This window comes from Pseudomonas sp. NPDC088322 (assembly GCF_044740745.1).
Lineage (GTDB): Bacteria > Pseudomonadota > Gammaproteobacteria > Pseudomonadales > Pseudomonadaceae > Aquipseudomonas > Aquipseudomonas shirazensis.
In genome coordinates, this window is record NZ_JBIURK010000008.1 from 82,777 (window position 1) to 96,756 (window position 13,980).

13 protein-coding genes are annotated in these 13,980 nt (G+C 55.3%); 7 read left to right on the plus strand and 6 right to left on the minus strand.

Annotated features, from left to right (window positions below; genetic code table 11):
- Positions 1–5: 5 nt before the first annotated feature.
- From ACIOAU_RS20405 to ACIOAU_RS20425, 5 genes are all read right to left on the minus strand, one after another.
- Complete coding sequence (locus ACIOAU_RS20405) at positions 6–2,090, minus strand: DEAD/DEAH box helicase (RefSeq protein WP_401184243.1); 2,085 nt, start codon at positions 2,088–2,090, stop codon at positions 6–8.
- Positions 2,091–2,105: 15 nt separating this feature from the next.
- Positions 2,106–4,871, minus strand: coding sequence for a DNA methyltransferase (locus ACIOAU_RS20410; RefSeq protein ID WP_401184246.1), 2,766 nt, complete (start codon positions 4,869–4,871; stop codon positions 2,106–2,108).
- A 170-nt stretch (positions 4,872–5,041) separates the two neighbouring features.
- Positions 5,042–5,257 carry a hypothetical protein gene (locus tag ACIOAU_RS20415; protein ID WP_401184249.1) on the minus strand — a complete coding sequence of 72 codons (216 nt, stop codon included), beginning with the start codon at positions 5,255–5,257 and terminating at the stop codon, positions 5,042–5,044.
- Between the two features lie 101 nt (positions 5,258–5,358).
- Positions 5,359–6,042, minus strand: a complete 684-nt coding sequence (locus ACIOAU_RS20420; protein WP_401184252.1) for an EcsC family protein — start codon at positions 6,040–6,042, stop codon at positions 5,359–5,361.
- A gap of 178 nt (positions 6,043–6,220) precedes the next feature.
- Entirely contained in the window at positions 6,221–6,487 is a 267-nt protein-coding gene (locus tag ACIOAU_RS20425) for a hypothetical protein (protein WP_401184255.1), read from the minus strand.
- A gap of 119 nt (positions 6,488–6,606) precedes the next feature.
- Between ACIOAU_RS20425 and ACIOAU_RS20430 the strand changes: the two genes are divergently transcribed.
- Both ACIOAU_RS20430 and ACIOAU_RS20435 read left to right on the plus strand, forming a co-directional pair.
- On the plus strand, positions 6,607–7,476 hold the full coding sequence (locus tag ACIOAU_RS20430; protein WP_401184258.1) for a WYL domain-containing protein: 870 nt from the start codon (positions 6,607–6,609) through the stop codon (positions 7,474–7,476).
- Between the two features lie 42 nt (positions 7,477–7,518).
- Positions 7,519–7,659, plus strand: a complete 141-nt coding sequence (locus tag ACIOAU_RS20435; protein ID WP_401184261.1) for a hypothetical protein — start codon at positions 7,519–7,521, stop codon at positions 7,657–7,659.
- Between the two features lie 147 nt (positions 7,660–7,806).
- Here ACIOAU_RS20435 and ACIOAU_RS20440 read toward each other — a convergent pair whose 3' ends face one another.
- Positions 7,807–8,292: a hypothetical protein gene (locus ACIOAU_RS20440; protein ID WP_401184264.1), complete on the minus strand. Its 486-nt coding sequence runs from the start codon at positions 8,290–8,292 to the stop codon at positions 7,807–7,809.
- A gap of 404 nt (positions 8,293–8,696) precedes the next feature.
- Here ACIOAU_RS20440 and ACIOAU_RS20445 point away from each other — a divergent pair, with 404 nt between their 5' ends.
- From ACIOAU_RS20445 to ACIOAU_RS20465, 5 genes are read left to right on the plus strand one after another with little or no spacing between them, the layout of a single operon-like run.
- Positions 8,697–9,563, plus strand: a complete 867-nt coding sequence (locus ACIOAU_RS20445) for a GTPase (protein WP_401184267.1) — start codon at positions 8,697–8,699, stop codon at positions 9,561–9,563.
- 15 nt (positions 9,564–9,578) lie between these two features.
- Positions 9,579–10,172 carry a hypothetical protein gene (locus ACIOAU_RS20450; protein WP_401184270.1) on the plus strand — a complete coding sequence of 198 codons (594 nt, stop codon included), beginning with the start codon at positions 9,579–9,581 and terminating at the stop codon, positions 10,170–10,172.
- A 6-nt stretch (positions 10,173–10,178) separates the two neighbouring features.
- Entirely contained in the window at positions 10,179–11,942 is a 1,764-nt protein-coding gene (locus ACIOAU_RS20455) for a dynamin family protein (protein WP_401184273.1), read from the plus strand.
- A complete protein-coding gene (locus ACIOAU_RS20460; protein ID WP_401184276.1) occupies positions 11,939–13,573 on the plus strand; it encodes a dynamin family protein in 1,635 nt (544 codons plus the stop codon). The genes ACIOAU_RS20455 and ACIOAU_RS20460 overlap by 4 nt, the downstream gene beginning before the upstream one ends.
- Positions 13,566–13,853, plus strand: a complete 288-nt coding sequence (locus ACIOAU_RS20465) for a YkgJ family cysteine cluster protein (RefSeq protein ID WP_401184279.1) — start codon at positions 13,566–13,568, stop codon at positions 13,851–13,853. The genes ACIOAU_RS20460 and ACIOAU_RS20465 overlap by 8 nt, the downstream gene beginning before the upstream one ends.
- Positions 13,854–13,980 lie beyond the last annotated feature (127 nt).

The window sequence follows — 13,980 nt, forward strand, 5'->3', positions numbered from 1 at the left end:
GCCCCTCACACTACCTGCGCCTGCTGCTGAAGCTTCTCGCGCTTACGCCTCTTGAGATACTCCAGCCCTTCGGCATAGCGCACCTCAATAGGATCATTCGAGGTCAAGGAAGGCTCCCGACCTTTCTCCTGGCGGAACGTCACAATACGTGGCCAGAGAATCACCGCCTCCTCGTCAGTCATGGTGATTCGAGCGCCCGCTACCACATCCTGAATGGTCTTCAGCATCGCCGGCGTCACGGACTTCGACAGGATCTCGTAAGCTCCATGGAACGGGTTAACTTGGTCAATCAGGTCGATGGTGACATTATCGATATTGATGAACTTGTCGCCCATTTTCACGAATTGACGACTGCCTTCTGGGGACTTGGGCGGCGGAACAGGCATCTTCTGGCCTGCGCCCCCATCAGAATCTTCCAGCGGGATACATACACCACTCGCAGTGCTGCCAGAGGCATCCTCCTCTCCAATGATCACCGCCCCAGGCGGCAAATCTTTTTCATCGAACAGTCCACCTGAGCTACCAATCACGGCCTTGGTCAGCACGCCAACCCGGACCTGCTCAATCTCATCCGGGGTCAGGTCGGGGTACTTCGTTTCGATGATCTTCGGCAGCTCAATCTCGTTGATTACCTCAGGCTCGACACCACCGATCAGTGACTCGCCAACCTTGGGCTTCTGAAGCAAAGCGGCGACAATGTCATCACTGTCCCCGTTAAGAATCTTGATGACCTTTTCGGACACCGGGGCAGTAACGTCATTGATGATGATCGTGCCAGGCTGAACAACCTCACCATCCTTGAGCTGTGAGCGCGCCTTGAAGTTCACGGTTGGTGCCAGAACCTGCTCCATGAGCAACGACAGAGTAATCGCCTTGAGCATGTTATTCACCGACACCTTCACGTCTTCATCTTCGGCGTCCGGCTGGGCGATCAAGTTGGTGAACTGTGCGTGGGTTTTGCCCGGAGAATCGCGGGTGGCACGACCGATGATTTGCACCACCTCGGTCATCGAGGCCCGATAGCCGATGGTCAGGACATGCTCACACCAGGGCCAGTCGAAGCCTTCCTTTGCCATACCCAGCGCAATCACTGCATCGAGATCATCGGCGGATGTGACACCTCGCAGGTACTCCACAACCAGGGGCCGGATAGGACCATCGTCGACCAGATTGGCCACTCTCATCAGCGAGCCATCAGGGCGGCGAACAGTGATGATTCCGGTGTTTGGATCTTGTTTGAGCACGGCCCCCATCACATCGAGTAGGTGGTCAACTTCCCCGTGCTTGTCCTTGGTGGACTCACCACTGTTGACGTTCGGGATGTGAATGATGGTCTTCTTACGGGTATCCAGAACATCCTTCAGAGCATTGATGTAGCGCCCCTGGTAGAAGTGGTAGCCGAGGCCTAACGACTTCAGGTAGCGATAGCCATTGAGCTGTTCGTAGTAGGTGTAGGTCACCTTATCGAACTTGGCCTCGTCTTCCGGCAACAGGATCGGCACCGTGTCACCGCGGAAGTAGGAGCCGGTCATCGCTACGATGTGAGCACTGGACACCTTCATGACGGTATCCAGCAGCGCCCCCAAGCGATTCTCGCCATCGACCGAAACATGATGGAACTCATCGATAGCGATCAGCGTGTCATTGAAGTCGGGCGGGGTCAGTTGCTCGAAGGCAAAGCGCAGCGTCGCGTGGGTGCAAACCAGCGTTTGCTCAGCAGGGTTATCCATAAATCGCTTGAATGCCTGTACCTTGCCAGGCTCACCGCCTGGAACGCACAGGTTATTGTGTGGCAACACTGACCAGTCCGCAAAGAAGCCATCCTTGGTCAGCGCGGTATCCCGGAACGAGGCACCAATGGACATCTCCGGCACCGCCACAATCACTTTGCGGAGCCGTTGGTTGATCAGCTTGTCGAGGGCCAGGAACATCAACGCTCGAGACTTGCCACTTGCCGGTGGTGCCTTGAGCAACAGGTACTTACTGTTACGCGAAGCGAAGGCCCTAGCCTGCATCTCCCGCATTCCCATCTCATTTAGGGTCGCGCTCTTGCCCGTCTGCGCGTACTCAACTGTCAGCAAATCAACCATCGTGAGTGCATCCTTTCAAAGTTGTTCGGCGGTGAATGTCTTGGCTGCCCGCGGCTTGCGGGGCTTCTTGGCGGCAGTTTCAGCTGCTTTCTGCTGGTCTTCCTCCTCGATCAGCCTCTCGTAACGAGAAAATAGGTGCTCAAGGCGCTCGGAGGCATCACGGAACGGCGTGCGTCGGTACAACCGCTCAACAGCCTCATCCAACGCTTTATGTGCAACCCTGAGGTCATCCGGCATGGTATCCGGGTCGTATAGGTGAGCCAGCGACTTGTCCGGATAGTTCTCGCGGGCCATCAGCACCTCTTCGGCCAGACTCTCAATCTGCTTACACTGGGCAGCGGTCACGTCCGGCCAAGGAAAAGTGTTGTAGACCAGTGTTCCAGAATAGCGATAGTCACTCTTCAATCGCCCACCCACAGTACGCAGCCAGTCGTTGTGTGCAGCTGAATTCATCACACCAAACTCGTAGAGGCCCCCTCCCGGAATCATCAGGTTAGCGTTTGAGCAAATAACCGTGGAATCCAAAAACCCAATGGGGATGTAATCCCTATTTTCAGATGTGTGGGCCGGGACAAGAATGTAGCTTCCCGATTCGGGCTGGCTCACCTGCATGAAAATGTGCGGTCTTTTAGCCATCAGCAATGCAGCTGGATGCCCCGCCGCCAAACGCAGCTTTGCGATCTCGCGAGTTCGCTTGGCAACTTCTGGCATTGCCTCAAGGTCGTTTGGCGTCGCGTCAACTAGCCACAGACACCAGCGATCCTTCCCTTTGATAAACTCCTCTGCCCCAAGGATTGGCCTGATCCAACGAGCGGCGACAGGTTCCTTGGCAATTAGTTCATCTCTGTCATTGCGATCCAGCAGGAGGTAACCGCCATCCGTAGGTTTATTCCCATATACCATGGGGGCAACGGGTGCTAAAGGTTTTCGCCTGGCCAATACAGCAAGGTTACTTCCCTCGATCAAATATGGACTGATATTAGTTACCGCTTGGGCGTGCCACTCTTTATTAATTTCCCTGAAAATCAGCTTTTTCTCTGGATGGCTAGACAGACCAATCACAACCACATGGACAGCCGCTTTTGACTTGGCGCTGTTGCTCCAAATAAATGCCTGATAGGCAAAGTGGATGCAGACTCCCTGCTTAAAAATCGACGGCCACAAGGTTGCAACCTGCTCACCTTGGCAAATCGAATTGGTAGAGACTAGAGCCAGCTCAGCCATAGAGTCACGAATGTACTGCGCGCCCTTCCAGAACCAGCAGGCAACAATGTCCAGATAGCCCAAGGGACCGAATCCCTTGAAGACATGTTTCATATCACTGCTCTGATCTGTAGTCCGGTCAGTCGTCCCCAAGAATGGGGGGTTGCCAATGACATACACCTCGTCATCAACCTTCTTCGGACAGATCATATCCCAGTCAAGATGTAAGCTGTTCCCAAGCGCGATATTGCCACTGGACTTCAAGGGCAGCATAGGCTCCACGTGACCGAACACCGCCTCGAATTCCTTGTGCATCTGGTGCTCAGCAAGCCACAACGACAGAAGTGCAATCTCGTGCGCGAAGTCATCGATCTCGATGCCGTAAAACTGCGACAGTTTGATGCCCGTCATGAAGATGACGTTCTGCTTGCTAAGCTCGTTAAGAGCCCGGAACACCTCCATCTCGAAGCGACGCAGCTCCTTGTAGGCAATGATCAAGAAGTTGCCTGAGCCACAGGCCGGGTCAAACACCCTGATTGAGGCTACCCGCTCAAGCAGGGCCTGGAGCCTTTTCTCACTACCGCGGGAACGATCCAGTTCGGCATACAGCTTGTCGAGGAGCAGCGGCTTGATGACCTTCATGATGTTGCTCACGGAGGTGTAGTGCTGCCCCAACGTGCCGCGCTGCTCTTCGTCGATTACCGCCTGGAACATCGAGCCGAAAATGTCCGGGTTGATCTGCGACCACTCTAGGGTGCTGCACTCCAGCAACAAGCGGCGCGATTTGGCCCCAAACACCGGGATCGCAATTGCTTTCTCGTAGAGACCTCCATTCACATACGGAAAGTCACTCAGGTGCTTCGGCATCGACTGTCGTAGGCTGCTCTTCTCAGGCTCATTAAGCACCGCAAACAGCTTGCCCAAGAACTCAGCTAGGTCCTCGCCATCCTCGCGGGTCGTCGACTTGATGGCATCGGTGAACTGGTTCTTGGCGAAGATCCCCGTATCTTCAGCGAAGAAGCAGAACAGCAGGCGGGTCAGGAACACATTGAGCGCGTGAACCTCTTCAGCAGTGCTGATTCGATTGCGCTCACGAATCAGGTCGAACAGCCGCCCCATCTTCTCAGCAGCCTTTACGTCCGCCGCGCTTTCCGTATGGGTGTAGCTTTTCTCAAGGCCCGCCAGCGGTAGGAAAAAAGCGTACTTCTGATGTAGCTCAGTGAATAGTGCTTCCATGCGCTCATCAGCCTTCAAGTCATAGGCCACTAGCTCATTGAAGTTGGTAACGATGACGAAGCGGATCTTCTGGGTCTTGATGACATCGCTGCCCTTCAAATTTTCAGCTGCATCGTGAATATTTCCATCCGCCGGGACTGCGCGGAAATACAGCTGGCCTTTCAGAGCCACATCACCCGAAACCTTCGCTACGTTGCGAGCGCCCCCGTTCCTGATCTGCGTGATGGTGCTCTTGGCAAAGCCATAGGCATCCAGGAAGCCATAAATAAACTCGGGTTGGGCATCAGCCCGCTGGGTCAGAGACTCAAGGGCGTCATAGAGCTGGGCCTGGTTGATCGACATGAAGACTTCCTTTTATCTGTGGCAGACCAAAAACTTTGGCGCCCTAAAGCTTGCATGGGAGGCCGTGCTCGCCGCATCCCTACAAGGTATATGTGATCGATGCCACACCTTAACCGGCTGGATAGCTTTGAGCCAGTATCGGCAAACGGCTAAGGTGCTGATTTTCCACCTTAGTTGGCCGGTGCGCAGTCCTTGGGCATTGGCGTCCTGGTCAGATCGCCGTGACCTGTGAAAATCAGGCTGATGCGCATACCGTCTTGGAACCCTGCTGTGTAGCTGCCATGGGCATCATCGATGCTCGAATTGATGGCTTCCACCACTCCCGCGACCTTAAAACGCTTGCCTTTGTAAAGCTGATCGGCATCGACCGTGTCGCGGTCAGCCATGATTAGAGAGATGCTAAAGGTGATGGAGTAGTAAGCAATTCACCGCTACAAATACGACCTCAGTTCCAGGGGCCACGCAAGCAGCCCCGCAATCCCCAAACCTACTCCGCAACCGCCGCCTCATCCTTAATATTCAACCTAAACGTATCCCGAGCAGTCTTACCCACATACTTAGTCAGCGCATAGTTAGCCGTCCCCCCCACCACAACACCGATCCCAAACGGAATCACCTTCGCTGCAGCCTTCTGGGTGAACGTAATGCCGATCTTCTTGAACAACTCCTTGATGACCTGAAGCGTCGGGCCTTTCAGGTATTGCTTGACCATGCGCACGCCTGCCTGGCTGGCCAGCTTGGTAGCACTGGTCGATCCCATCTGCTCCAAAGATCCATAGAGCGCAATGATGTAAGACATATGCTTGGCGTCTTCATTGGACATCTTGCCGTTAATGGCCACCGCCAAGCACATGGTCATATCGATCTGTAGCTTCATGCACACAGATATATCCGCCAGCCCGCCACCCACAGCGCTCACTGCGGTTCCAATGCCCGGCACAATGCCGGGAAGCGCAGTAGCCGCTCCCGAGGTGGCGGCCAGCTTTGAATACCGGCTGATGATCTTATCAACCACAGCATCTTCAATTTTCTGTTCACTGGCCGAAGGCGAGGCACTGACTGCCTGGGCTTTGTACTGAGCGACCAGTTCTCGCGCGTCTTGGGGGCTGATGGCGATGGCTTCAACCATCTTCATAAGTGACGAGCTGCTTTCTTCTTTGTCAGTGGTCATTCTGGATTCCGTTCGAAAGGTTGTGGGTGTGCTGCCTGCCAGAGGCGGAGCGTAGCTGCCAAGGCTGACATACTAATTACCAAAATTGCGTTTGACTAATGGCTTTTAGCCACTCTCCGACCGATGCATAACCGATCTCAAGGGAAGCCCTCTTTTCACCGCAATCCAAGTGCGGTGCTCATGCATTTACGTCTTTTGCGATGACCAGGTTCTGCAAGATCACGAGCTTCCTTTGAATCTGCTCGATGTAGGCCTTCTCAGCACGCAGCTCCGATCGTAGCTCCCAATTCTCCAGCTCGCAGATTCGCGCCCACCGCGCGTCTTTGCGGCAAGCGAGTGCCATCTGCCAAATGTCCCGCAACCTCATGTACTGCATCAGAAGGAGCACCAGCACCAGACCGATCAACACCAACGCCCCAGTCGAAACCACTTCAGACATAGTCATGTCCACTTCCTTTTAAGACTTCGATTCACTTCGAAGCCAGGAACAGGATATGTAGCAATTAAGGACAGGTCTAGAATGTAGACTTATACAGGTAAAGTAATCGCGCACATGGAGAGGGTGTGAAACGCAAGGAGTCCATCGAGCAGGTACGCTGGGACCCGGCACTTCGCTATCGATTGATCGAGACCGTTGCCTGGTGGGAGGGCCGGCTGACTACGGTCCACCTGATGCAGAGCTTTGGTATCAGTCGCCAGCAGGCATCCAAGGACATCAATACCTACATCACCGAGCACGCGCCCGAAAACTTGACATATGACAAGCAGCTCAAGAGCTACGTAACCAGCAATCACTTCAAGCCGCTGTTAATCGACGACAGCGCCAGCGCATATCTGCATCTGCTTTATCAAAACAATGAACGGGCGCCACACATCGACGGGCTGGCATTGGCCTATGCGCACACCCGAGTACTGGAAGTACCTGATCGCCCGATCCGGCCGGAAGTCCTGCGCCCTTTTCTCAAGGCCTGTCGCGAAGGCCTGCGGTTGGAAACCGAGTACGTATCCTTCTGCACCCCGAACGTAGAGGTGCGTCTGATTGCTCCGCACACGCTGGTGTACACCGGCATGCGCTGGCACGTGCGGGCGTATTGCGAGAAGAATGGCCAGTATCGGGATTTCGTGCTCAGCCGCCTGCGTGGCCAGCCGGACTTGCTCGACCAATCGCCGAACACGCGCGAGCAGGATGACGACTGGAATGTCGAGGTGCCGGTCATCTTCGAGCCAGATGGGCGATTGAGCTCGGCACAGAGAGCGATCGTCGAGACCGACTTCGGCATGGCGCAGGGCCAATTAATGGTGCCAAGCCGCAGGGCATTGGTGAAATATGTGTTGCAGCGGTACCAGATTGATCACCGCAACATGGCGATACTTCCCGAAGCCCAACAACTGGTGGTGAGCAATCTCCAGGAACTGCAGCACTTATCCTGCTGATGACCGGCAGCTGTAGGCGGCGGTTTCAACGCCTACTTCACCATGAAAGTCTGCGACGCGGCCTTCTATCTCTACCGGGAGCGCTTTCTGGCGCACAAGTATGGCGCCGATGTGATTGAGGTGACCGTAAAACCCGCCAAGGACTATGACCCACACTACGCAGAAGCCTCACAAGCAGTGTGAGACGCGGCCACTGAACAGCTGCAGGCTGCGCAGTACAGGCCTGGGATTTGCCAAGATCCCAGGCCTGTACTTTTTGCCTGCCCTGGACAGGCAACTTTCAGTCACTCGCCAGCGTGGTGCTTGCCTGTTTAACCTTCCATCACCTGTTCAAGTGCGTAGGGACCGTTGCGTTTTGGATTTTCCTTTTAGCCAGTAATACCCACCCAACATCAGCAAAAAACCAACCCACTTGTACGGCATCAACTTCACCATGAGCCCTGCTGTGGTCCAGTGCTCCCAGGAGCGGCCCCCGCCGCCCAGAAACAATACAACTGTCAGCAACTGGGTAAACACAACATAAGCACCACCAAATTTCAGCAAGAAAATCCAGACACGCTTGCGTTTAGCGATGTACTCCGCCTCACTGCCGGCGCTTGACCGTATCCCACCCAGCACTGCCCCGATGACCAAAAGAGCGACGGCCCCAGAAACGAGTGAAAGTGCAGTGGACACCTCCTCCAACTCCCCATCACCACCATACAGACAGATGTAATAACCCAAGGAGGCCAAATAGAGGGCGAACCCAATCTTGAAAGGACGGGACATCATCGCAAAGCCGATTAATGCGATGACAATACCAATAACAAACACCATTATCCTCAGCTCCTGTCCATTGGCTGCATAACCAGGCCAACCCTGCTTGGCAGGCAGAAATGCCCGGCTCAGTATTCCTCCCAACGTTTACGCAACGCACGCCCATCTGACCTGCAAGGATTCCAGACGTCGTTTTGAGCGCGCAAAGCAGCGCGAGCCACTCCACGCGGAAGCCGCATAATGGGTGCATCATAATGCCACCACTCGATGATAGGACTCTACAATCCCCTAGACCCAGGCTTCAGGTTGGACGCTAAGGGATTGAGCAAAGCGCCCGATAACGCTTCAAAGGGGTCAACCGATGCGCCATAATTTGTGGCCATATGACATCATTCGCTTTGCCCTGATTTTTGTAGCGCAAAGATGCACTGCTTGGACAGTGATGCGACAGGAGACGCAGACTGATGGATCGAACACAACACATCAAGACGCTGGAGGCGGAGTACCAACTATTCGCCAGCCAGCGCAGCGACGCCGCCCCAACCAAGCCTCGCATTGCCGCCTGGGGCCTTGTGAAAGCGGGGAAAAGCTCTCTGCTCAACATGCTGAGCGGGCATGCCTGCGATGAGCATTTCCAAACAGGTGACATCCGCACGACCCGGACCAATCAAGCACTGGAGCTCAATAACTATGTGCTTATCGATACCCCGGGCCTGGGTATCGATGCAGACGACACGCAGCAGGCAAACGAAGGTCTTGATAAAGCTGATGTCGTACTTTTTGTTCACGCCCCGCCAGGCGAGCTGGATGCGGAAGAAGTGGCCCTGCTCGACCAACTGCGCAATGCATACGGTGAAGATGTCGGAGAGCGCGTAGTGCTGGTAATCAGCCAACTGGACAAGCTTCAGGACGCGGACCTGGCCCAGGTAAAAGAAACGATCGAACGTCAGGCCCTGAGCCATCTTGGTACCATGCCCGAATGCTTTGTCATCTCCAGCACTCGCTTCAAAAGTGGTGTCGAGAAGAACAAGGAAGGGTTGTGCACCAAAAGCGGAATTCCGCAATTGGAGCAGCACCTGCAGGCAGTTTCGAAAAAGCTCGCTCACTCGCTTGAGTTAGCCCGGCAAAAGCGGCTTGCGCGTCGAGCACTCGACCTTTGCGAACGCATCGACCTTGCAATAGCAAAGGAAGTGAAGCTGATCGAGCAGATAACTCAGCCCTATGTGGTGAAAGCTAAAACGTTCGTTGAGCTCATCGACGGCGCTCGGCGGACGTTCAAAACCCATACGTCCGACATGCAGAAAGCGCGCAAAAAAATCGACAGCATTTAAGTAAGGAGACTTGCAATGCCTCTACCTTGGTTGATCGGCGTTGCGGCAGTCGCTGCCGTAACCGCCATTGCCAAAGCTGTTTCTGACGACAGCCCTTCGTCTTCGAGCAGCACGACGACCTCCGACGACAGCGAGCGGCGCCAACAGGAGCAGGAAGCCAGGCGCCAACGCGAGCGCGAGAACCTCAAGGCTCGAGTGCAGTCGCTTGCGGGAGAGCGGCGTGAACAGCTCAAAGCCGAGCTCAGGGGGGCCGCCTCGGCACTGACCTCCTCGTCCGACAAACACAATCCTGTATCCGAAGGCTTGAGCAAAATGGCCAGATTGACACTCGATGGCGTGACGGGGGATCAGCTCGAACAACACATACGCAGCACTGCGTCTTCAACGTCGAATTATGGCAAGACCGTCAAAGCCATTCTTCAGGCGTCCCCAGCGATTGAAGGTGGGCACATCATCCACTTCATGCAGGGCCTGAACCTGCTTGAAACCTTGACTGCACCTGCCGAGGCGACTGCCTGCGATCATGCCGCACTCGCCCAGGCGCAGGTCGCGCAAGAACGCATCGAGCGGCTACAGCAACTCAAACGTCAACTTCTTCCCCAGGCGTAGTCTTCCATGAGCACTGTTAATCGCGATGAGTTGATGCAGGTCTTTCAGCAATTGCAGGGGCAATTTTCCAGCAAGAAACAGGACTTTGCGCAGATCCAGCAGCGCTTCGATACGCTGCGCACGGGCTTTGTGGCGCAAATGCGCCATAACACAGAACGCATGGCTGCCGCAGTCAGCGAGCGAAACCCGCTTGGAAAGGGCGCAGGCCAGCTGGCACAGCGCTTGACGGACCAATTCACCGTCTGGGAAAAACGCGCACAGGTACGCGCGAAGGGCGCTGAGTTTCGCGAAACTTTCAACGACTCGCTGCTAGTGTTCGTCTACGGAAAAGTCAAATCCGGCAAAAGCTCGCTGGGTAACTATGTGGCCTGGGGGCACAGCGCCCCCTCTGCTGAACTGAAAAATCAGGCCGCCCTGAAACCCGTTTACTTTTCCCATGACCGTACCAATGTCGCCAGCGGCGATGAGGAAGGCGAAGCTTGCCGCACGGAGCAGTTCAGAGTCGGTGCCACCGAGGCCACCAGCTCGATCCAGGGGTTCAAGTTGCCGGGGTTCACCTGGGTGGATTCTCCAGGGCTGCACTCGACAAACTCCGAGAATGGTGACCTGGCTCGCAAGTATGTCGATCAAGCGGACTTGATTCTCTATACCATGAGTTCGCAGGCCCCGGCCCGAAGCTCCGACATGAGCGAAGTCAGCACCCTATTGAGCGGCCAACGCTCGCTGATGGTTCTGCTGACCGGCAGCGATATCACCGAAGAAGATGAAGATGACGATGGGCAACTCATCACCGAAGTGCTGATGAAGTCCAAGGAGACTCAGCAGCGCCAGATCAAGGAGGTCTCTGGCAACCTGGTGGCGATGCAACATGATGCTGTGGAGAAAATCAGCATACTGCCCCTCTCTACCCGTTTTGCTGAAAAGCACCCTTCGCACTTGCAGGAAAGCGGCTTGGGGACACTGTTCCAGACACTCAAGACTCTGTCTCAAGGCCAAGGCCTGCAGCTGAAACTGAACACGCCGCTTAATAATCTGCGCAAGGCCGTGGGGGAAACCAACGAGGACCTGGGTCTTATCAAAGAGCTGACCGAGTCATTTGAGCAACAAATTCAGGTTCAGGACCAGGCGGTTGACCGAGTACTGCGTACGCTGGGCCAGAAAGGCACCACTGAGATGCGCAGCTTCGTCAATCAACTGTTCAACGGTCCTCGCCCGGCCAACGTCCAGACCCAGCTTCAAGAACATCTGGGCAAGGTTGTCGGCCAGCTGACCAGCGAGGCCATGCAGACCATTGGTGAAACTCAGCAGAATGCTCTGAAGCGTGCCTTCGACACGAGCCGTCTTGGTGCCATTCCGGAGTACCGAGAAGTTACGGTCGAAAAGGAATACATGAGTGGCACACGAAGCAGCACCAAAACGGCCTGGGGTACGGCTGGGGCCGTGGTCGGTGGCATCGCCGGCTTCTTCGTCGGCGGCCCGGCAGGCGCGGCAGCTGGGGCGTCGCTGGGCAGTGCTGCCAGCATGATCGGGCGAAGCGCAGAGGCCATTTTCGCAAAACACAATGTGGTCGTCGGCGACAATCTGGAAGAACAACGCCAGATCGCTATCGAACAATACGCGAATGCGCTACCCGCCTACCTCAACGAACAGGTGCAGGGCATTTATCAGCCGCTGCGAAACTCGATGCTTGAATACTGTCAGGTTTTGACTATCGAAATGCAGCGCCTGCGCCAGGCATTCAATACCCTTGAAACGAGCACCTTGCAATGACAAAACTAGGTCCAATGACGCAGCTGCTGGGTCTCTATGACGAAGTAGATGCCCTATGTGAAACCTACAACCCGAACGCGGTCGCCAGTATTCGTGAATTGAGCAGGGCAAAAAAAGCCCAGGCCGGCGCAACCATAATGGTTTATGGCGTTTATAACGCGGGTAAAAGCACATTGATCAATGCCCTGCTCGGCCAGGAACTGGCCGCGGTGGCTGACGTACCCGAAACCGCTCGCGTACAAGGCTATCGCTGGGGCGATTTCGAAGTGCTCGATACTCCCGGTATCGACGCTCCACTCGAGCACGAGGAAATCACTCGTGAACAGCTGATCCAGTCGGATGTCGTAATTTTCGTGGTCAACCCGCTGGGCGTCGTCGAGGAAGAGAAGACTCTCGATGTGCTGCTGGAGTTGGTGCTCGCAGGGAAGATGATCTTCCTGGTGCTCAACTGCAAAAACCGTTTCGACCCGATCGACCTGGAGCGTGTCAAAGATGAACTGCGCCAGCGTATCCAGCTAAAAGCTGGCACTCAGCGAGTGCTGGATCATATTCCGATCGTCGAGGTCAATGCCCGCACTGCGCTCAAGGCAAAACTGGAGAACAAGCAGAACCTGCTGAACAGCTCCGGCTTCCCGAAATTCGAGAGCGCGCTGGCCGAATTCTTCGGATCGGTCGAACAAAAGGCTATCGTTGCACGGGTCGCCACTGAACTGAGCAGTTTCATCCAGGAAACTGTGGACGCATTGGATGAACAGCAGGATCAGGCCTCGATCAAGCGTCTGGACACCTTCTACGCAGAAATCGCTCGTCGCGAAATCGATATCCACCGTGGTTTGAAATCGCTGATAGAAGCCAAGGCCGCCTTTATCAGCAAGAGCACAGTCAATGCACTGCACCTGAACAGCGAGGGCGCTCAAGGCAAGATCGAGCAGCTCATTGGTCAAGCCAATCACGAGGTCTGCACAGAGCTTGAAGCCGAGCTCTCCCGCCTGGGCCTGGACGCATCCGAAATGCTCGACGAAGTCATTCGGGAGGTCCGTGTGCAACCTCAGTCCTACGCTGGCCAAGCGACGCCGAACCTTGAAGCCCAAGCAGCTCACGCAGACCAGCTTCCTGCATCGCTTGGTATCGATATGTCCCTGCTCGAGTCGGGTGTGCGCCAAGCAGGCAGCATGCTGAAAGCCGAACACGTGATCAGCGTTATGAAAGTTGGCAAAGAATGGTTGCCTACCCTGTTCAAAGGTATTGGCCCTGCCACGATGGGTAAAGTTGCTGAACAGATTGTCGGTAAGGTCGTCCCGGTCATCGGCATTGCCTTCCAGGTTGGCAGCACGTTGTATTCGGCTTTTGCAGGCGACCCTGAGCAGCAGCGATTGAATGAGCAAGCCCAGCGAGAAGTTCAGGAGCGCGAGCGTCGCGACCAGGCCATCCAGGCTTTCGGTGAAGAGACGGCCTGGGAGTTCTCGCAATCGTTGAACGGCATGGTCGAGACGCACCTGAAAGCCTGCTTCGCAGAGATCAAGGAAAAACTGCAAAGCCTGCGAGGCAGCCTCAACCAGAATGAGCGCCGCCTCAGCGAAGATCGCGAGCGTTTGATCCAATGCCTCGCAGCCATGGGTGAGTATGCCTGACACCCATCAGGCTTTCGCCTGCAGCCGGTGCATGGAGTGCTGCCGGCGCGTTCACTTGCTCCCGGAAACCGGCGCGATGGATCGCGGCGATGGCGTATGCCGGCACCTGGATGAATTGAATAAAGGGTGCAGCATCTATGACGAGCGCCCGGACATTTGCCGTATAGATCTGCAGTACGCAAACCACTATCAGCAAACAATGGCGTGGGAAGTGTTCGTCAGAATGAATGAAGTAGGATGCGAGCAGTTGCAGGTGCTAGCTAGCAGCGAAACAACTTGAGCAGTGCCTGCTGTGTAAGGAAAGCTGTCATCAATCCAAGCCTGCCTATTGGCAGGCCATTACAGACCAAGGTGTAAAACCCTGGCCTCCTCTACTCGATCATACGGACGATATAGCCATCCGCTCA